The organism is Saccharopolyspora gregorii (genome assembly GCF_024734405.1).
GTDB lineage: Bacteria > Actinomycetota > Actinomycetes > Mycobacteriales > Pseudonocardiaceae > Saccharopolyspora_C > Saccharopolyspora_C gregorii.
The window spans coordinates 97601-116820 of record NZ_CP059556.1 but is presented as its reverse complement, the minus strand read 5'-3'; the positions used below and the strand labels follow the sequence as shown (position 1 = coordinate 116820).

Annotated in this window: 18 protein-coding genes; 7 read left to right on the top strand and 11 right to left on the bottom strand. The window is 73.8% G+C overall.

Translation table 11 applies throughout. From position 1 onward, the window contains the following. Complete coding sequence (locus H1226_RS00530; protein WP_224958394.1) at positions 1-636, bottom strand: hypothetical protein; 636 nt, start codon at positions 634-636, stop codon at positions 1-3. A gap of 204 nt (positions 637-840) precedes the next feature. On the opposite strand from H1226_RS00530, the gene H1226_RS00525 reads away from it, so the two are divergent. Further along, positions 841-1842, top strand: coding sequence for a septum formation family protein (locus H1226_RS00525; RefSeq protein ID WP_258344874.1), 1002 nt, complete (start codon positions 841-843; stop codon positions 1840-1842). Positions 1843-1846: 4 nt separating this feature from the next. Continuing rightward, positions 1847-2197: a metallopeptidase family protein gene (locus tag H1226_RS00520; RefSeq protein ID WP_258344873.1), complete on the top strand. Its 351-nt coding sequence runs from the start codon at positions 1847-1849 to the stop codon at positions 2195-2197. Positions 2198-2329: 132 nt separating this feature from the next. On the opposite strand, the gene H1226_RS00515 is transcribed toward H1226_RS00520, so the two are convergent. Then, positions 2330-2971 (bottom strand): histidine phosphatase family protein, encoded by a 642-nt coding sequence (locus H1226_RS00515; RefSeq protein ID WP_258344872.1) that lies wholly within the window; start codon positions 2969-2971, stop codon positions 2330-2332. Then, positions 2968-3891 (bottom strand): prephenate dehydratase, encoded by a 924-nt coding sequence (gene pheA, locus H1226_RS00510; RefSeq protein ID WP_258344871.1) that lies wholly within the window; start codon positions 3889-3891, stop codon positions 2968-2970. Before pheA ends, H1226_RS00515 begins: the two co-directional genes overlap by 4 nt. Positions 3892-4011: 120 nt before the next feature. Here pheA and H1226_RS00505 point away from each other — a divergent pair, with 120 nt between their 5' ends. Next, positions 4012-4611, top strand: coding sequence for a macro domain-containing protein (locus H1226_RS00505; RefSeq protein ID WP_224967122.1), 600 nt, complete (start codon positions 4012-4014; stop codon positions 4609-4611). A 66-nt stretch (positions 4612-4677) separates the two neighbouring features. On the opposite strand, the gene H1226_RS00500 is transcribed toward H1226_RS00505, so the two are convergent. After that, positions 4678-5172, bottom strand: coding sequence for an Hsp20/alpha crystallin family protein (locus H1226_RS00500; protein ID WP_258344858.1), 495 nt, complete (start codon positions 5170-5172; stop codon positions 4678-4680). Between the two features lie 225 nt (positions 5173-5397). Here H1226_RS00500 and H1226_RS00495 point away from each other — a divergent pair, with 225 nt between their 5' ends. Further along, entirely contained in the window at positions 5398-5925 is a 528-nt protein-coding gene (locus H1226_RS00495; protein ID WP_224958379.1) for a DoxX family protein, read from the top strand. A gap of 70 nt (positions 5926-5995) precedes the next feature. Beyond that, positions 5996-6631, top strand: a complete 636-nt coding sequence (locus H1226_RS00490) for a response regulator (RefSeq protein ID WP_224958377.1) — start codon at positions 5996-5998, stop codon at positions 6629-6631. A 233-nt stretch (positions 6632-6864) separates the two neighbouring features. Here the strand turns inward: H1226_RS00490 and H1226_RS00485 are convergent, their stop codons facing one another. The 7 genes from H1226_RS00485 to H1226_RS00455 all read right to left on the bottom strand — a co-directional run bounded on the left by H1226_RS00485 (position 6865) and on the right by H1226_RS00455 (position 17172). Further along, positions 6865-8004, bottom strand: a complete 1140-nt coding sequence (locus tag H1226_RS00485; RefSeq protein WP_258344849.1) for a GAF domain-containing sensor histidine kinase — start codon at positions 8002-8004, stop codon at positions 6865-6867. A gap of 95 nt (positions 8005-8099) precedes the next feature. Then, positions 8100-11549, bottom strand: a complete 3450-nt coding sequence (gene cydD, locus H1226_RS00480) for a thiol reductant ABC exporter subunit CydD (RefSeq protein WP_258344848.1) — start codon at positions 11547-11549, stop codon at positions 8100-8102. Then, positions 11546-12553, bottom strand: a complete 1008-nt coding sequence (cydB, locus tag H1226_RS00475; protein WP_224967124.1) for a cytochrome d ubiquinol oxidase subunit II — start codon at positions 12551-12553, stop codon at positions 11546-11548. The genes cydD and cydB overlap by 4 nt, the downstream gene beginning before the upstream one ends. Before the next feature lie 67 nt (positions 12554-12620). After that, positions 12621-14126, bottom strand: a complete 1506-nt coding sequence (locus tag H1226_RS00470; RefSeq protein WP_224967125.1) for a cytochrome ubiquinol oxidase subunit I — start codon at positions 14124-14126, stop codon at positions 12621-12623. Between the two features lie 203 nt (positions 14127-14329). Beyond that, on the bottom strand, positions 14330-14983 hold the full coding sequence (locus H1226_RS00465) for an IclR family transcriptional regulator (RefSeq protein WP_258349527.1): 654 nt from the start codon (positions 14981-14983) through the stop codon (positions 14330-14332). Positions 14984-15103: 120 nt separating this feature from the next. After that, positions 15104-16309, bottom strand: coding sequence for a fumarylacetoacetate hydrolase family protein (locus tag H1226_RS00460; protein WP_224958369.1), 1206 nt, complete (start codon positions 16307-16309; stop codon positions 15104-15106). Further along, positions 16306-17172, bottom strand: coding sequence for a hypothetical protein (locus tag H1226_RS00455; RefSeq protein ID WP_224958368.1), 867 nt, complete (start codon positions 17170-17172; stop codon positions 16306-16308). The genes H1226_RS00460 and H1226_RS00455 overlap by 4 nt, the downstream gene beginning before the upstream one ends. A 397-nt stretch (positions 17173-17569) precedes the next feature. Here H1226_RS00455 and H1226_RS00450 point away from each other — a divergent pair, with 397 nt between their 5' ends. Beyond that, positions 17570-18349 (top strand): DUF2470 domain-containing protein, encoded by a 780-nt coding sequence (locus H1226_RS00450; RefSeq protein ID WP_224958367.1) that lies wholly within the window; start codon positions 17570-17572, stop codon positions 18347-18349. Between the two features lie 52 nt (positions 18350-18401). Continuing rightward, positions 18402-19211 (top strand): CPBP family intramembrane glutamic endopeptidase, encoded by an 810-nt coding sequence (locus H1226_RS00445; protein ID WP_373690000.1) that lies wholly within the window; start codon positions 18402-18404, stop codon positions 19209-19211. Positions 19212-19220: the final 9 nt, after the last annotated feature.

Sequence of the window (19220 nt, the reverse complement as noted above, 5' to 3'; positions counted from 1 at the left end):
TCAGCTCCCGCTGCTGCCGCTCTTGTTGCTGATCCCGAAACCGCCGCGCTGCACCGTCTGGCCCTTGGTGTTCTTGATGTTCGCGTCGGCGGGCTTGGTGAAGTTGGGGCTCGACACCGGCTGGCCCACCGGCGGGGCCGCGGTGCCGGGCTGGGTGTAGCCGTACCGGTAGGAGTTGTACCCACCGATGCCGCCACCGGGCAGGAAGATCGGCATGAAGAACATGCCGCCGCTGTGGTACCCGCCGTGGCTCTGCACGTAGTTCTCGTCGCACATGTTCGGGTCCTGGACCGTCGTCTGGCCCTGACCCGTGGCGCAGTACTCCTGCACCGCGGTCTGCTCCTGGCTGTACGCGGAACCCGAGTAGAACGCGGCGACCAGCGCGACCACGCCGACGGTGACCCCGCCGCCGACCATCACGCGCCGCCTGGTCTGCGTCTTGCGCTCCTGCTCGGCGAGCTCGGCCTGCGCCTGCTCCTCCTGGCGCTTCTCCGCCGCGATCCGGGCTCGCTTCTCGGCGAGCGTCGGTTCCCGCGGGGTCGTCGATTCGTCCTGGAAGCGCATCCGGCCGCGAGCCCCCTGCTCACCCGGTTGCTGCACCTCGTTCGGCCGCGTCACATCGTCAGCCCCGCCCATGGGCGGCTGGTCTCTGCGGTCCGGCCCGTCCTGGTCTGCCAATGGTCTGCCATCTTCCGTCATCGCCCACTCCCAGCGGCAACACTACCCATCGCGCACCCGCGCCGGGTACGCCTCGGTAGGACGCGCGGGGACACGAATCGGTTTCAACTCGATGCGTGAGCGTTTGGGCACGGGTCCCGTGCGCCAGGCATGATGTGATCGATGGCCGAGCGCAGCGATCCCCAGAAGCACCGCCGGAAGAAGCCCAACACCCGGCTGGTGATGATCGCCGCCGCCATCGGCGGGGCACTGGTCCTGCTGATCAGCGCGCTGCTGAACACGCCCGGCCAGGGCGGCTCCGGCATCGGCGGGCCCGGCCGCGAAGGCGCCGCACCCGCCACCCCGCCGGTGTTCGAGGCCGAGGCCGGCACCTGCCTGCACTGGACGGAAGCGGACGCGGCGGACATCCGGCAGGTCAAGTGCCGCGAGCGCCACCTGTTCGAGGTCACCGGCAAGGCTGATCTCAAGGCCGACTTCGCGGGCACCGCGCCGTACCCGTCCGCGGAGCAGTGGCAGCAGCTCAAGCAGGAGCGCTGCACCGCCGTCTCGGCGCAGTACCTGCGCGGCAGGCTCGACCCGGAAGGCCGGTTCTCCGTCGGCGCGTTCACGCCCAGCGAGAAGGGCTGGGGTTCCGGGGACAGGATGCTGCACTGCGGCCTCCAGCAGCCCGGCCCGTCCGGGGAGCTGTTCACGATCAAGGGCAAGGTCGCCGAGCAGGACCAGTCCAACACCTACGAGGTGGGCCGCTGCCTCGGCATCAACGGCACCGAGGTGTGGGACCCGGTGGACTGCGCGCAGCCGCACTCGGTGGAGGTCACCGGCGTCGTCGACCTCGGCCAGCAGTTCCCCGCCGACTACCCGGCCGAAGACGACCAGGACGGGTTCCTCGCCACCCGCTGCGGCGAGCTCGCCGCCGAGTACGCGGGCAGCCCGACCGCGGTGCAGGACAAGAAGCTCGTCCCCTACTGGGACACGCTCTCCGAGGAGAGCTGGAACGCCGGGTCGCGGCAGGTCAACTGCAAGGTCAGCGCGCAGCTGCCGGACGGCAGCGGGCTCGCGCCGATCACCGGCAGCGTCAAGGGCGACGTGCAGGTCGGCGCGGAACCGGCGCCGCAGAACACCGCCCCCATCCAGCCCGGCGTCCCCGCCTCCGGGGAGCGCTGAGCCGGTGCCGGTGGAGATGACCCGGGCCCGGTTCGACGAACTCGTCGCCGACGCGCTCGACCTCGTGCCCGAGCAGTTCGCGGCCGCGATGAACAACGTGGTGGTGCTCGTCGAGGACCACAACGAGGAGGACCCGACGCTGCTCGGCCTGTACTTCGGGGTGGCGCTGACCGAGCGGGACAGCACCTACGCTGGCGTGCTGCCGGACCGGATCTCGATCTACCGGGAACCGCTGCTGGAGATGTGCGACTCGGAGGACGAGGTCGTCGACGAGGTGGCGATCACCGTGGTCCACGAGATCGCGCACCACTTCGGGGTCGACGAGGACACCCTGCACTCCCTCGGCTGGGGCTGACCGCCGACCACCTGATTTCTTGTCGGCGGCGGAGCAGCTGAGCAGCGACCACCTGACCGACAAGACCACCCGCGGGTTCTCAGCGGTTCCGCCACCCGAGCACGACGCAACAGAAGCGGAAAGGCAGGCGGGTCAGTCCGGCAGGTCATCCCACCGGGCGCAGCGCCAACCCGTCGGCGAGGCCGAGTCGGCCTCCAGCACGATGATCCCGGTGTTCGGCAGGTAGGCCGCGCTGGAGCGCCGCGGCTCCACCTCGGGCGCCAGCCGGGCCGCCACCAGCCGCACCATCGCGCCGTGGCTGACCAGCACCACCGCGCCGGTCGTGACCTCGTCCAGCACCGGCTGGGCGGAGGCGAAGAACCGGGTGAGCGCCTGCGTGCCGGTCTCCCCGCCGGGCATCGACCGGTCCTCGCCGTGGTGCCACCCGTCGTAGATCTCGTCGAACCGCTCGCGGGCGTCGAGGTCGCCGCGGCCTTCGAGGTCGCCGACGAAGATCTCGTGGGTGCCGTCGGCGATCCGCACGTCGAGCCCGTGCCGGGTCGCCGTCGGCAGCGCCGTCTCCTGGGCGCGCAACGCGCGGCTGGCGTGCACCGACAGCACCTTCTCGGTGCCGAGGCGCTCCGCCAGGTCCGCTGCCTGCCGCTTGCCCTGCTCGGTGAGCCCGGGGCCGGGCGGCAGCGTGTCCAGCAGGCCCGCCACGTTCGACGGGGTCTGCCCGTGGCGCACCAGCACCAGCCGGAGCCCGTCGGCGGGCGCACGCAGCACCGGGGTCATGAGGCGCCTCCTTCGCGCACGCGGGCCAGCCAGCGGGCGGACGCCTGGAACGCCTGCTCCGACACCGGGGTGGGGACGCTGGCCGGCGAGTGGTCGGCCTTCGGGTAGGAACCGAGGAACCGCACCTCGCTGCACCTGCGGTGCAGTCCGCTGAGCGCGTCCCCGACGCGGGCGTCCGCGACGTGCCCGTCCAGGTCCAGGAAGAAGCGGTACTCGCCGATCCGGTCCTTGATCGGGCGGGACTCGATGCGGCTCAGGTTGATGCCGCGCAGCGACAGCTCCAGCAGCATCTCGGTGAGCGTGCCCGGCTCGTGGGCGATCACCGCGGCGATCGAGGTGCGGTCCGCGCCGGTCGGGTCGGGCAGCGGTCCGGGCCTGCGCAGCAGCAGGAACCGGGTGACCGCGTCGGCGTTGTCGGCGACGCCCCTGGCGAGGACGTGCAGCCCGTCGAACAGCTCCACCGCCAGCGGGGAGGCGACCGCCGCGTCCAGCTCCCCCGCGGCGACCTGCTCCACGGCGGCCGCGGTGGACGACGCCATCCGCACGTCGGCGTCCGGCAGGTTCGCCGCGAGCCAGCCGCGGACCTGCGCGATCGCGTGCGGGTGGCTGGCGACGGTGCGCACCTGGTCGGCGGTGACACCCGCGCGCACCAGCACGTCGAACTGCACCGACACGGTCGCCTCGCTGACCGCGATCAGCGAATCACCACCGGCCAGCGCGTCCAGCGTGGCGGGCACCGATCCCTCGACCGAGTTCTCCACCGGTACGCCCGCGGCGAGGACGTCGCCCGTGCGGAGGGCGGCGAGCGCCTGCGGCACGGACTCGTAGGGCAGCAGCTCGGCGTCGAAGCCTTCGGTGAGGATCCTGGTCGCCTGTTCGGTGAAGGTTCCGGGCGGCCCCAGGTAGGCGATGTGCGGCACGGGCACCAGCCTACGGGCCGGGTGGAACGTCCCACTCAGACCCGGACCGGTGATCATCTTTCCCCGGATGTGTGACCTACCCAATTACATTCAGTCGCCCGTTCCTGCGATGCTGTCAGTGTGACCGCGGATTCGGAGCGCTCATCGGACCGAGCGGAGCCGGAGCTGCGGCTCGTCCTCTGCGCCTTGGACGAGCCGCTGACGGCAGCGTGGCGAACCGTCGCCGCCGACCGCGACAACCTCGAAGTCCACCAGGGATCCGTGCTGGACCTGCGGGTGGACGCGGTGGTGAGCCCGGCCAACTCGTACGGCTGGATGCGCGGCGGGGTGGACGCCTTGTACTCGCGGGCCTTCCCGAACGTGGAGGAGTCGGTGCGCAGCGCCGTGCTCGCCTACCACGGCGGTGAACTGCCCGTCGGCGAGGCGCTGCTGGTACCCACCGGTTCGCCCTGCCCCGCCTGGCTGGTCAGCTCCCCCACGATGCGCCAACCGGGTGAAGTGCTGCCCGCCGACACCGTGCACCCCTACCTGGCCGCGCGGGCCGTGCTGCGGCTGTGGGCCGCCGGGGTGCTGGAGAACGGGATGCGGGTGCGCGACGTGGTGCGCACCATCGCGCTGCCCGGGCTGGGCACCGGTGTCGGCGGCGTGGACCCGCGGCTGTGCGCGCACCAGGTCGCGGCTGCCTGGGACGAGACCTTCGCCCGGGCCGACCACGGCTGACCCACCAGCGCACGAGCGAGCGCCCCACCCGGCCAACCGGCCGGACGAGGCGCTCGCCGCGGGGCCTCACCGGTCTTCGGCGGGAGCCCCGGCCTCCTCGGCCGCGCGGTCGCGGACCGCGACCTTCGTCGGGGCGGCCTGCTCCAGGGCACCGCGGACCCGGACTTCGAGCACGCCGCGGTCGTAGTCGGCCTCGACCTGCTCACCGGTCACGCCCTTCGGCAGCCGGAAGCCGCGGCTGAACGCACCGCTGCGCAGCTCCCGCACCAGCACCCGGCTCGGCCCGGACTCGTCCGCGTCCTCGGCGGGGACCTCGGTGCGGGCGGTGCGGCTGCCGCTGATCTTGAGGGCGCCGTCGGCGACCTCGACGGACACGTCCTCGACGTCCACGCCGGGCAGGTCCAGCCGGAACACCAGGTCGGAGCCCTCGCGCAGCACGTCGGCCGCCGGGGCGTACCGCTGCTCCGCGCCGCCGCGCCCGCGGAAGGCACCGCGGACCAACGCGTCGAACTCCCGGTCCAGGCCGGCGAACTGGTCCCAGCCACGAACGGCAAGAGCCATCACTCATCACTCCTTCGTCGACTCCGGGACGTCACCGGCTCGGTTCCAGCCCGAACCGGATACCCGGTCACTGCGGTTGCATGAGTGCCAACGGCTCAACTTTGCGGATTGTTCCCGGCGCAGCGAACCTCTTTCCGGCGGCTCCGGTCGCAAGATCGATTCCACGCCGGGGCGGCGCCCGCTCGGCGCGGTACCGTCGGGGTCGCGTCCAACTAGGAGGTACCCATGCTGATCCGCCGCCTGGCCCGCCCGCTGCTCGCCGCGATCTTCATCAGCGGCGGCATCAACGCGCTGCGGGACGCCGAAGGACACTCCAAGGCCGCGGCGCCCTTCCTGGACAAGACGGTCGGCAAGGTCGAGGACTCCCTGCCGGAGCAGGTGCCGACCGACGCGGTGACGCTGGTGAAGCTGGACGGCGCCGTGAAGCTCGGCGCCGGGGTGCTGCTGGCGCTCGGCAAGGCTCCGCGGCTCTCCTCGGTGCTGCTGGCGAGCAGCCTGGTGCCGACGACGCTGGCCGGACACGCCTTCTGGGAGATCGACGACCCGCAGGAGCGCGCCGGGCAGCAGATCCACTTCTTCAAGAACCTCGGCCTCATCGGCGGCCTGCTGATCGCGGCCGTGGACACCGAGGGCAAGCCGTCCGTCGCCTACCGCGCCAAGCACGGCGCCTCCCGCGTGGCCGAGCAGACCCAGCTCAACGCGAAGGCCGCGAAGAAGGTCGCCCGCAGGGCCAAGCGCAGGGCCCAGCGCTGACCGCCGGCCCCGTGGCCGGCCAGGGGACCCTTACCTGCACGTCCGGGTGATGCGGTCGTAGCGTGAGGACGTGCCGGTACGCGTGCTGCTCGTCGACGACCACGAGGTGGTCCGCCGCGGCCTCCGGGACCTGCTGAGCACCGAGCCGGACCTCGACGTCGTCGCCGAGGCCGGCGGGGTCGGCGAAGCGGTCGTCCGGGCGCAGGCCGCCGAACCCGACGTCGCGGTCGTCGACATGCGACTGCCCGACGGGGACGGCCTGGACCTGTGCCGCAGGCTGCGGGCGCTGCCCACCCCGCCGCAGTGCCTGGTGCTCACCGCCTTCGACGACGAGCAGGCGCTGGTCGGCGCGATCAACGCCGGCGCCTCCGGGTACCTGCTCAAGCAGGTGCGCGGCAGGGATCTGGTGAACGCGGTGCGCGAGGTCGCGGCGGGCCGCTCGCTGCTGGACCCGGTGACGACCGCGCGGGTGCTGGAGCGGATGCGGCGCGGCGCCGAGCAGCCCGCCGACGAGCTCGACGCGCTCACCGAGCAGGAGCGCCGGGTGCTCGACCTGATCGGCGAAGGGCTCACGAACCGGCAGATCGCGGAACGGCTGTTCCTGGCGGAGAAGACGGTGAAGAACTACGTCACCGCGGTCCTCGCGAAGCTCGGCATGGAGCGCCGAACCCAAGCCGCCGCCTGGGTAGCCCGCCGCCAGGGCTGACGACTGCTTCTGTCTTTCCACTCGGGTTGCGAAATGCTGGAGTGGCGGAACCTCAGCTGGTTCCTCGCTGCGGGATCGTTTTCACCGGTGGCTCCGCCACAGGCGAAAACGCTGTCCTCGCGAGGAACCAGCTGAGAACCCGCGGGTGGTCCTGCTGCGTGCGTGGTCTCCGCTCAGCGGCTTCGCCGCTGACAGGAAAACGACACGAGCCGCGGGGGGCTCGGGGCTGGCGGTCAGAGCGGGACTTCCCAGGTGACCGTGGTTCCGCTGTCGGGTGAGGAGTGGATGACGCAGCGGCCGCCGGAGGCCGCCGCTCGCTCCTCCAAGTGCCGCAGCCCGCGCTTGGTGACGTCCCGCGGGATCCCGCAGCCGTCGTCGACGACCTGCAACCGCATCGCCCGGTCCGAGCAGCGCACCCGCACCAGCACGGCGCGCGCCCCGGAGTGCCGGACGACGTTGGAGAGGGCTTCGCGCAGCGCGGCCCGCAGGTGGTCGGCGAGCGCGACGGGCACTCCGCCGAGGTCGCCGTCCATCTCCAGCTTCGGCGGCCTGCCGAGCAGTTCGCCGGCGATCTGCACCTCGGAGCGGATGGAGTCGGCCAGGTCAGGGGCGTGCGCGGGCGTCTCCGGGTCGGCGGAGCGCAGGGTGCGCACGGTGGCGCGGACCTCGGCGATGGTCTGGTCGAGCTGGTCCATGGTGTCGGTGAGCCGCTCGGAGTCCGCCGGGTCGAGGCGCCCGGCGAGCCTGCGGTCCAGCACCTCCAGCTGCATCCCGGCCGCGTAGAGCCGCTGCACGATGACGTCGTGCAGGTCGCGGGCGATGCGCTCCCGCTCCTGGTAGACCGCGATGCGCTCGCGAGCGGTGGAGCCTTCGGCGAGCACCAGCGCCAGCCCGGCTTGGGCGGCGAACCCGGTGAGCACCTCGACCGCGACCCGGGTGAACGTGGTGGCGCCGCGGCGCCGGTAGACCGCGAGCGCGCCGAGCCTGCGCTCCCGGGTGCCGAACGGGGCGACCGCGAACGGCCCGTAGATCCGCAGCGAGGGCGGCACGTACGGCGCGGTCATCGGATCGTCGATCAAGTCGTCGACGACGATGGGAACCCCGCTGCGGGCGACGCGGGCGGCGGCGGAGCGGGCGGAGAGCACCGCACCGACCGGGTCGCCGGAGGACGCGGGCTCGGCCGGGTAGGCGGCTTCGACGGTGAGCCTGCCGTCGTCGGCTCGGACCATGACGAGACCGAGGTCGGCTTCGGCGAGCGCGGCGGCGCGGCGCACCACCATCGGCAGCACCACGTCCGGGTCTTCGGCGGACAGGGCGGCCTTGGTGATCTCGGTGGAGGCGGCCAGCATGCGCCGGGCGAGTGCGGGATCCATGGCGTGCACGAGGCTAGTCCTCCGGCCCGCTCCTGACCTGCGCAGCAGGTGGGAGGTGTGACCTGGCCGATGATCGGCCGCGCGCGGGTCGGCGGTCATCGGGCGGCCGCCGGGGCGCGCAGGACGGTGACCGCGCCGTCGTGCACGCGCAGCACCAGGTCGGCCGCCTCGGCTTCGGCGGGCCGGTGCGTCACGTGCAGCACGGTGCGGTCGGCCTGGTCGCGCAGCCGCCGCAGGAGGGCCGCGGAGGTGGGCACGTCGAGGTGCGCGGTCGGTTCGTCGAGCAGCAGCGGGCCGTCGGCGAGCAGGGCGCGGGCCAGCGCGAGGCGCTGCGCCTCACCGCCGGAGAGCGCGGTGCCGCCGGAGCCGACGTGCTCGCCGAGCCGGTCCGCCCAGCCGGGGAGCCCGGCCAGCCGCAGCGCCGCGCCGAGCCGCTCGTCGTCGGCGTGCGGCGCCGACATCCGCAGGTTCTCCCGGACGGTGGTGGACACCAGGTTCGGTTCCTGCGGGCACCAGGCGGCCCGGTCCGGCAGCAGCGCGGTCCCGCGTTCGGCGGGCAGGAAGCCGAGCAGCAGCGCGAGCAGGGTGGACTTGCCGCTGCCCGAGGGGCCGAGGACGGCGACGTGCGCTCCCGGCGGGACGGTCAGGTCGACGTCGCGCAGCGCGGGTTCGGCGGCGCCGGGCCAGCGCACGTCGACGCCCCGCAGTTCGATGCGCCCGTCGGTGGCGCGGGCCGCGGCCCCGGGTTCGGTGGCGGCGGGCTCGGCGACGGTGGGCTTGGCGGCGGGAGCGGCGGCGGGATCGGTTGCGGCGGGCTCGGGAGCGGAGTCGGCGGCGGGAGCGGCACCCGCACCCGGCCCGGGAGCAGCGCCGGAAGCGGCGGCCGTGCCCGAAGCGGTCCGGGGATCCGCGGCATCGGATTCGGCGGCGCGCGGTTCGGCGGCCCCGGCGGCGAGCAGCGGCGCCAACCGGTCCTGCGCGGCCCGCAGGTTCCGCCACTGCTGCGCGGCGGGCGGCAGCAGCGCGACGGCCTCGGCGGCGGCGAGCGGTACCAGCGCCAGCAGCGGCGCTAGCTCCGGCGCGAGGCGCCCGGCGGCGACGGCGTCCGCGCCGAGCCACGCCCCGCCGAGCACGGCGACGCCCACGGCGAGGATGCCGACGGCGGTGGCGGCCCCGGCGCCGAACGCGGCGCGGCGGGCGCGGGCGGCGAGCCGGGCGTCGGCGGCGGCGAGTTCGGCGCGGCGCCCGGTGTGCGCGCCGAAGGCGAGCAGTTCGGCGGCGCCGTCGAGCAGCGCCAGCACCCGGTCGGTGACGCGCCTGCGCCCCGCGGCGACGGCGGTGCTGGCGCGGCGTTCCGCGGCGAGCGCCGCCGCGACCCCACCCGCTCCCGCGACCAGCAGCGACACCGCCAGCAGCGCACCGGCGGACGGCAGCACCAGCGCCTGCAGCACCACGGCGGCGAGCGCGACGAGCACCGCGGTCAGCGGCGGGAGCACGACCCGCGGCACCAGGTCGCGCACCGCGTCGACGTCGTCGACGAGCCGCGCGACGCCGTCGCCGCGCCGCAGTCCGGCGGTGCGGGCCGGCCCGAGCCGCACCAGCGCGTCCCACAACCGTTCCCGCAGCATCCCGGCGGTGCGGAACGCGGCGTCGTGCGTGACGAGCCGTTCCGCGTAGCGCACGGCGGCCCTGGACAGCGCGAAGGTGCGCACGCCGACGACGGCGACGGACAGAGTGAGGATCGGCGGCTGCTGCGAGGCGCGGGCGATCAGCCACGCGGAGGTCGCGGTGAGCGCCAGCCCGGACAGCAGCGACAGCGCGGCCAGCCCGACCCCGGCGAGGGTGCGCGGGGTGATCAGCTCGCGGAGGGTGCCGCGGGCGGCGGGCAGCCCGGGCACGGTGCCCGCGGGCCCGTCGGTGGCGGGCGCGAGGACGGGTTCGGCGGGTTCGGCGCCGGGGCGGTGGCTGGCGAGCACGACGGTGGCGCCGCGCTCGGCGGCGCGCTCGATCGCCCGCTCCACCTGGTGCGCGGTGGCCGGGTCGAGGTGCGCGGTGGGTTCGTCGAGCAGCAGCACCCGGGCGGTGCCGCGCAGCCGCAGCAGGGCGCGCGCGACGGCGACCCGCTGCCGCTCCCCGGTGGAGAGCCCGTCGACGGGCCGGTCCCGCAGGTGCGCTGCGGCGGCTTCGGCGAGGGCGTCGTCGAGCGCGTCGAGGGTGTCCGCGGGCTGGTCGGCGACGGCGAGTTCGAGTTCGTCGGCGACGGTGCCGCCGGTGAACGCGGGCCGCTGCGGCACCCACGCGAGGTGCCTGCGCCAGGTTCCCGGGTCGATGTCGCGCAGGTCGGTGCCCGCGTAGGTGAGGGTGCCGCGCTCGGGCCGGGTGAAGCCGAGCAGCACGCCGAAGGTGGTGGACTTGCCGCTGCCGCTGGGCCCGATGCCGTCGAACCCGTCGAGCCGCAGCACCTCCCCGGGCATCGCGGTGAAGGAGAGCCCGTCGGGGGCGTGCCGGCCGCGGCGGGCGACGGCGAGGTCCCGCACCCGCAGCGCGCGCGCCGCGCCGAGCTCGACGGGATCCCCGGTGCTGGCGGGCGCGTCGGTGGTGATGATCTCGTCGGCGCGCCGCACCGCTTCCACGCCGTCCTCGCTGGCGTGGTGCGCGGCCCCGGCGGCGCGCAGCGGCAGGTAGCACTCGGGCACGAGCACCAGCACCAGCAGCCCGGTCGCCAGGTCCAGCTCCCCGGACACGAGCCGCAGCCCGATGCCGACGGCGACCAGCGCCACCGACAGCGAGGAGCACAGCTCCAGCACCAGCGCGGACAGGAACGCGACGCGCAGCGTGGCGACGGTGCTGCGCCGGTGCCGGTCCCCGACCTTCCGGACCACGGCGCGCTGCGCGCCGGCCCGGCGGAACGCGGTGAGCACCGGCAGCGCCCGCACCAGCTCGTGCAGCTGCGCGGACAGCCGCTGGGTGTCGTCGGTGGCGCGCGCGGTGCGCTGCTCGGTGTAGCGGCCGACGAGCCACGCGAACAGCGGGATCAGCGGCACGGTGCCGAGCACGACGACCGCCGAGATCGGGTCGGACCACAGGATCCAGGCACCCGCGAGCAGCGGCACCACCGCGGCGGTGACCAGCGCGGGCAGGTACTTGGTGAAGAACGCGTCGAGCGCGTCGAGCCCCTTGGTGGCGAGCGAGGTCAGCTCCACCGGCCCGCGGCCGCGGATCCACTCGGGGCCGCGGCGCAGCGCCGAGTCGAGCAGCTGCGCCCGCAGTTCCTCCTTCGCCCCGGCGGCGGCGCGGGCGGAGGCGGATTCGGTGGCCCAGCCGAGCGCGGCGCGCGCCACGATCGCCGCGGCGAGCACGCCGAGCCGGTCGGCGACGGCGGCCGCACCGACCCCGGCGGTGACGACCTCGGCGAGCGCGCTCGCCAGGGCCCAGGCCTGCACGATCAGCGCGGCGGCGTTGCCCGCGGCGAGCAGCCCGGCGACGAGCAGCGCCCGCCGCGCCGACCGGGACAGCCGGGGCAGGGCGCCGAGCGGCCCGCTCACGGCGCGTGCACCGGCGGGATGTGGTGGGTGCCGATGCGCTTGCGGAACACCCAGTACGTCCAGCCCTGGTAGATCAGCACGGCCGGGGTGCCGAACGCGGCGACCCAGGTGATGACGGTGAGCGTGTAGGGGCTGGAGGCGGTCTCGGCGATGGACAGCGAGAACGCCGGGTCGAGCGTGGAGGGGATGACGTTCGGCCACAGCGCCCCGAACAGGGTGACGACCACGCCGGCGAGCGCGATGCCCTGCAGCGCGAACGCCTGCCCCTCCCGCCAGGAGATCATCCGGGCGAGGGCCGCGAGGGCGGCGGCGAGCGCGATGCCCAGCGGCACCCACGTCCACGCCTCGCCCTGGGTGAGCTGCGCGATGAGCAGCAGCGCGATCACCGGCAGCAGCAGCACCGGCCCGAGCCGCAGCGCGAACTTCCGCGCCCGCTCCCGCACCTCGCCCGCGGTCTTGAGCGACAGGAACACGGCGCCGTGCAGGAACGAGAAGCCCCACACCGCCAGCGCCCCCACCACGTTCGGCAGCGTCAGCAGCACCAGCGGCCCGCCGACGCGGTCCCCGTTGGCGTCCAGCGGCAGGCCGAACACGCTCGCCGACAGCACCAGCCCGATCATCATCGGCGCGATCCAGGAGGCGAGCACGATCACGGTGTCCCAGGTGCGCCGCCACCGCGCGGTGTCGACCTTGCCGCGGTACTCGAAGGCGACGCCGCGCCCGATGAGCACCAGCAGCAGGAGCAGCAGCGGCAGGTAGGCGGTGCTGAACAGGGAGGCGTACCAGCCGGGGAAGGCGGCGAAGGTGGCGCCGCCGGCGACGATCAGCCACACCTCGTTGCCGTCCCACACCGGCCCGATCGTGTTGATCAGCACCCGGCGTTCGCGCTCCTCGCGGCCGAGGACCGGCAGCAGCATGCCGACGCCGAAGTCGAAGCCCTCCAGGAACAGGTAGCCCAGCCACAGCGCGGCGATCAGGGCGAACCAGAAGGTGGGCAGGTCCATCACGTTCTCCATTGGTGGCTGATGTGCTCGGTGAGCCGGCTAGCGGAACCTCAGCGGCCTTCTCAGCTCAGTAGGCGAACGACAGCGTCTCGCCGTCGTCGGATTTGTCGTCGTCGGAGGGTTCGTGGGGCATCGTCGCGGCTACGCCGCCCTTGACGAAGCGGACGATCAGGAAGATCTCGACGCAGGCCAGCACGCCGTACACGGTGGTGAGGCCGATCAGCGAGGTCAGCATCTCCCCCGGCGTCACCCCGGAGGACACGGCCGACGCGGTGTACATCCACACCCCGTCCACGCCGGAGGGGTTCGGGTTGGGTGCGACGACGAACGGTTGCCTGCCGAGTTCGGTGAAGATCCAGCCGAACGCGTTGCCGAGGAACGGGGTCGCGATGCTCGCCACCGCCAGCGGCCCCCACCAGCGGCCCTTCGGGAAGCGGCCGCCGCGGGTGAACCAGAGGACGGCGACGGCGCCGAGCGCGGCGACCCCGCCGAAGCCGATCATGAACCGGAAGCCCCAGTAGGTGGCGGGCAGGTTCGGCACGTAGTCGATGGGCTGCCCGGCGAACTGGCCGAGCCGCGGGTCGTCGGGGTAGTTCGTGCCGTAGGCGGCCTGGTACTGCGGCACCAGCGCCTGCACGCCCTCGACCTCGCTGGTGAAGTCGCCGTTGGCCAGGTACGAGAGGATGTAGGGCACGGTGAAGCTCTTGACGTCCTCGCAGTTCTGCCGCCCCACGTCGCCGTAGGCGAAGATCGAGAAGCTGGCGGGCGCCTCGGTGTGGCAGAGCGCCTCGGCGGAGGCCATCTTCATCGGCTGCTGCTCGAACATCAGCTTGCCCTGCACGTCGCCGGAGATCGCGAGCCCGGCGAAGGCGACCACGCCGACCCAGGCCCCGAGCCGCATCGAGGTGTGCCAGAGCTTCCGGTCCTCGTCGTCGCGCGGCGAGTTCCGGTGGTGCCGCACGATCTTGTAGGCGCCGATGCCGATGAGGAACGACCCGGCCACGGCGAAGCAGCCGAAGACGGTGTGCGGGAACGCGGCGAGCACGGTGTTGTTGGTCATCACCGCCCAGATCGAGGTCAGCCGCGGCCGCCCGTCGACGACCTCGATGCCGACCGGGTGCTGCATCCACGAGTTCGCGGCGAGGATGAAGTAGGCGGAGGCGACCGTGGCCAGCGAGAACGCCCAGGCGCAGGCGAGGTGCACGCCCTTCGACAACCGGTCCCAGCCGAAGATCCACAGGCCGAGGAAGGTCGACTCGACGAAGAACGCGACGATGCCCTCCATCGCCAGCGGGGCGCCGAACACGTCGCCGACGAAGCGGGAGTACTCGCTCCACGCCATGCCGAACTGGAACTCCTGGACGATCCCGGTGACCACGCCCATCGCGAAGTTGATCATCATCAACTTGCCCCAGAAGCGGGTCATCTTCAGGTAGCGCTCGTTGCCGGTGCGCCACCACGCCGTCTGCATTCCCGCGACCAGCAGGGAGAGCCCGATGGTCAGCGGAACCATCAGGAAGTGGTAGACGGTCGTGATCCCGAACTGCCACCGGGCGATGTCGAGGAGTTCCACGCGGCCAGTCTGCCGGGGCCGGGCACCCCGGGTTCAGGGGCCGCCGTCCCCCTCGGGCCAGGACGGAGGTCCCGGGTCCGACCAGGACTTTCGTCCCGGGTCGCCGCGGCGGGGTGTGATCTTTTCTACCGGACGGATCCCATGATCGGAACCCCTCTCGCCCGGATCGGGGCCGCGGCGGCGCTCGGCGCGGTCCCCGGGGATCAGCGGAGGGCTTCGGCCACCGCTCGGGCCGAACCGGCGACCAGCGGCCCGACCTCCTCGACGGCGAGGGGTTCCAGCGCGAGGACGCCGACGCTGGCGCGCAGCGAGGGCACGCCCAGCACCGGTGCGGCGACGCCGTAGCCGCCGCAGTGCAGCTCGCCGCTGCTGCTCACCCACGGCGGCCCGTCCGCGGGCAGGTCCACGGCCCGGCCCGCGGCACCGCGCTGCACGGGGTGCCGGGAGCCGATCCGGTAGGCCACGTGGTGGCTGGTCCAGGACGGTTCGGCGACCGCGACGGCCTGCGCCTCACCGCCGTCGGCGACGGTGAGGTGCGCGGTGGCGCCGACCTGCTCGGCGAGCTCGTGCAGCGCGGGCGTCGCCGCGAACCGCAGCTGCGGCAGCACGCGTCCGGCGACGCGCAGCACGCCGAGCCCCAGCCGCACCCGGGTGCCCTCCCGGCGCACCAGTCCCCGGTCCTGCAGCGGGCCGAGCAACCGGTACACGGCGGCGCGGCTGACGCCGACGGTGGCGGCGAGGTCGCTGATGGTGGGAGCGGCGCCGTCGGCTTCGGCGACGGCCTGCAGCAGGTTGAGCCCGCGCTCCAGGGTCAGCGAGGTCTCCTTGGCGGGGGCGTCCTTGGCCGCGCCGCCCACCGGGTGCCCGTGGCCGCCCGCCGGGCCGCGGCGTCCCGGGTCAGCGGGACCGGGCCGGTGCGCCGCCCGCGGCGGGGCCGGATCGGGAGGTCGCGCCGGGTCGGGGGTTCGGGCCACCGGTCACCTCCAGGTCGCGGACAGCACCGTGCCCGTCACCTCGCTGAGGCCGATCACCGAACCGTCCGGTCCGGGCGCGGTCCCACCGAGTGTGACCCGATCACCGTCCTGGAGGAAGGTGCGCTGCTCCCCGTCGTCCAGCGTGATCGGTTCGGCGCCGCCCCAGGTGAGCTCCAGCAGGCAGCCGCGTTCCTCCTTGGCCGGCCCGGACACGGTGCCGGAGGCGAACAGGTCGCCGGGCCGCACGGTCGCCCCGTTCACGGTCAGGTGCGCGAGCTGCTGCGCCGGGGACCAGGCCATGTCGGCGAACCTCGGCCGGGACAGCACGATGTCGTTGCACCGCACCTCGAGCGACAGGTCCAGCCCCCACGGCTCGGTCTCGGCGAGGTAGTCGTGCAGGGCGTGCTCCCGTTCCGGGAGCGCGATGCGCGCGTGCTCGAAGGCCTCCAGCGGCGTGATCCACCCGGCGATGGACGTCGCGAACGACTTCGCCAGGAACGGGCCCAGCGGCTGCGATTCCCACAGCTGCAGGTCCCGCGCGGACCAGTCGTTGACCAGCGCCACGCCGAAGCAGTGCTCGGCGAAGTCCTCCGTCGGCACCCGCGACGCGGTCTCCCCGCCGCACACGAAGCCGACCTCGGCTTCGAAGTCGAGCCTGCGGGTGGGGCCGAACGCGGGGTTGCGGTCGCCGGTGGTACGCCGCTGCCCGCTGGGCCGCGGCACGTCGGTCCCGGAGACGCGGACGGTCCCGGCGCGGCCGTGGTAGCCGACGGGCAGGTGCGTCCAGTTCTCCGGCAGTTCGCTCGCGCCGCGGCGCAGGATGCGGCTGACGTTCCGCGCGTGGTGCGGCGAGGAGTAGAAGTCCACGTAGTCGGCGACGGTGAACGGCAGCACCATCGTGTGCCAGTCGGTGCGCACCAGTTCGGCGCCGGCGGGCGCGCGGTCGGCGGTGACCAGTTCGGTGAGCCGCTCCCGCAGTTCCCGCCAGCGCGCCCGCCCGGCGGCCAGCAGCGGGTCGAGCGAGCGGGCGCCGACCAGCTCGGACAACCGAGGCCCCAGCGAGTCCGCGACACCGCGCAGCGGCAAGGCGTGCTTGCCGACCCGCACGGCCACCACCGGTCCGCTCGCGGTGACCAGCACCCCGTACGGGAGCGTCTGCGGTCCGAACGGCTTGTCGGCGGCGAACTCGGGGTCCTCGATCCAGGTCACAACAGCCCCAGCCCTTCCAGGTCGGTCACCGGGTCGGTCAGCGAGCAGGAGCCGTAGGAGGCGAACACGTCGCGCACGGCGGTCGCGGCCGCGTCGGACAACGAGCCCGCTTCGGCGGCGAGGGCGTCGCCGTCGGCGCTCTCCAGCGCGTCGCGCACGTCCTTGCCGGACAGGCAGCGGGCGGTGGCGACGAGCAGGTTGAGGAAGCCGTGCTGCATGAACCCGGTCGCCGGGTCGGCGCCGCGGACGGCGGTCTGCATGCCCGCGGTGGTCTTGAACGGGACGCTGAGCGTGCTGACGGTGGCGAGGAAGTCGGCGACGACGTCGACGGGCGGCACCGATTCGGAGGTGGGCCCGCCGGTGCGCAGCTTCGGCCAGCAGCCGTGCTCGGCGACGCGCTTGATGCCGTCCAGCCAGCCTTCGGGGCTGCGCCGGGGTTCGACGACGCGGATGACGTCCTCGGGCACGAACTCGGAGACGCGTTCCAGCCAGACGTCGTCGACGTCGGAGGGCGCGGGCATCTCGACCATGCGCAGCGCCAGGAGTTCCTGGCGCCCTTCGATGATGGACAGCGCCTTGGGCACTCCGCCGAGCCCGGTGTCGCAGACCAGCGACAGCGGGACCGGTTCGGCCGGCTTGGCCTTGGCGAGCTCGGTGATGAGCTCGGCCAGCCGGGAGGCCTGGCACAGCATCGGGCCCATCACGCCCGAGTACTCACCGGTCCGGGCGGCGAGGTGGGCGTTGACCGCGTGGTCGACTTGCGCGCTGCCCGGTGGGAACAGCGCTGCGTCGTCGACCAGTCGGGCGAACAGTGGCGGGATGCCGCGCGGACCCGGCGCGCGAAGCTCAACAGCGCTTGACACGGCAGACACGCTAATGCCGCGCCGTTCGGTGAACAAAGGTGGCCGAGGAACGGGCGTGCGGCGGTCTTCCCCTGCTGCCGTTCGGCGGATCATCACTGCTGGTGGCGGGCTCCGCCGGGCCCCGTTGATCCACTCGGGTGATCTCGCGGCGGCTGCGCGGGGTGGCACCGCGGCCGTTCCGCTGCGCGGATCGATCTCGCCACCAGCCGGTCCGGAACCGCGCCGATCCCTCCTCCGGTTCCGCGCCGAGCACCGTCCCGGACCGCGGGAGAACCCCCGCGCGGCGGTGGGAACTTCCCGCGCACGGCCCCGCGGTGGGCCGATCAGCTGGTAAGACGGACAGCGGCTTTCCCCTGCGGACCTGCTGGGTTAGGCTTACCTAAGTTGGAGGTGAGCGGTGCGCGAGAGGACGACACGTCGCCCGGCCAAGCCGAACCCGGCGGAGCGGGCCCGAACGATCGCTAGACGAGGTGGCAGGGCCGCGTTGATGCCTTCCGGGGAGAGTTCGGCCCGGATCGCACCGCTGCTGCACCACGTGCATCCGGATGGCACCGCCACAGTGCTGCTCGGCGACGACCACCCGCTGGTCGCGACGGCGTGGCAGGCGCCGCGGACCGAGATCGCGGCGGTGCTGGAGGTGGCCGACCCGACCCCGGTGCAGCTGCGCGAATCGGTGCGCGGACTGCTGTGGCTGACCGGCCAGATCCGCGTCCTGACCGGGACCGACGCCCGGGAGGACGTGCTGGCGGTCGCCGAGCAGCGCCCGGACAGCCGGTTGCTGGACGCGGGCCACGGCGCCTCGGTGCTCAAGCTGGAACCGGCGTCGCTGGTGCTGGCGGACGCGGAGGGCACCTGCTCGGTGCCCGCCGCCGAGTTCACCGCCGCCCGCCCGGATCCGTTCTGCATGCTGGAGGACGGCTGGCTGCGGCACCTGGAGAGCGCCCACCGGGACGTGGTGGGCATGCTCGCGCGGCACCTGCCGGACGACCTGCGCGGCGGGCACATCCGCCCGCTGGGCCTGGACCGGTTCGGGCTGCGGCTGCGGGTGGAGTCGGCCGACGGCGATCACGACGTGCGGCTGGCGTTCTCCGAGCCGGTGGAGACCGCGGAGTCGCTGGGCCTGGAGCTGCGCCGCCTGGTCGGCTGCCCGTTCCTGGCGGGCCAGCGCTCGGCCTGATCCCGTTGCGGCGGCGCGGGTTCCGCCGCGCCGCGCGGGTACGGTTCGGCGGGTGAGCACCTTGCGCGAGTGGCTGGTCCCGGCCCGCCCCGAGGAACCGGCCCGGCTCGCCGATCCGGCGCAGCGCCGCGCGATCGGCGTGGAGCTGGTCGTGGTGTTCGCGGTGACGCTGGGCATGTCCGGCCTGCAGAGCCTGCTGTCGCTGCTGGACGCGCTGTCCCAGCCGCAGTCGCTGGCGGACCAGGCGGTGGCGATCAACGCGCCGCAGGCGGAGGCCGGGCTGCTGAACCTGGCGCAGCAGCTGGCGAACGTGCTGCGGTTGTTCGCCTGGGGCGCACTGGGGATCTTCCTGCTGTGGCGCGGCGGGGTCGCGCTGGCGCGGATCGGCCTGGACCGCACGCGGCCGTGGCGAGACGCGCTGGGCGGCGCGGGGCTGGCGGCGCTGATCGGCGTGCCGGGGCTGGGGTTGTACCTGACGGCGCACGCGCTCGGGCTGAGCCTCACCGTGCAACCGTCCACTTTGGACGAAGCGTGGTGGCGGGCGCCGGTGCTGGTGCTGTCGGCGTTCGGGAACTCGTTCGCCGAAGAGGCGCTGGTGGTGGCGTACCTGCTGACCCGGTTGCGGCAGCTGGGCTGGTCGGAGAACCGCTCGCTGTGGGCGTCGGCGGTGCTGCGCGGCAGCTACCACCTGTACCAGGGCTTCGGCGGGTTCATCGGGAACGTGGTGATGGGCCTGGTGTTCGGCCGGGTGTGGCAGCGCGCGAACCGGTTGTGGCCGCTGGTGGCCGGGCACGCGCTGATCGACGTGGTGGCGTTCGTCGGTTACGCGGCGCTGCGCGGGAAGGTCGGCTGGCTCCCCTGACGCCCCCGC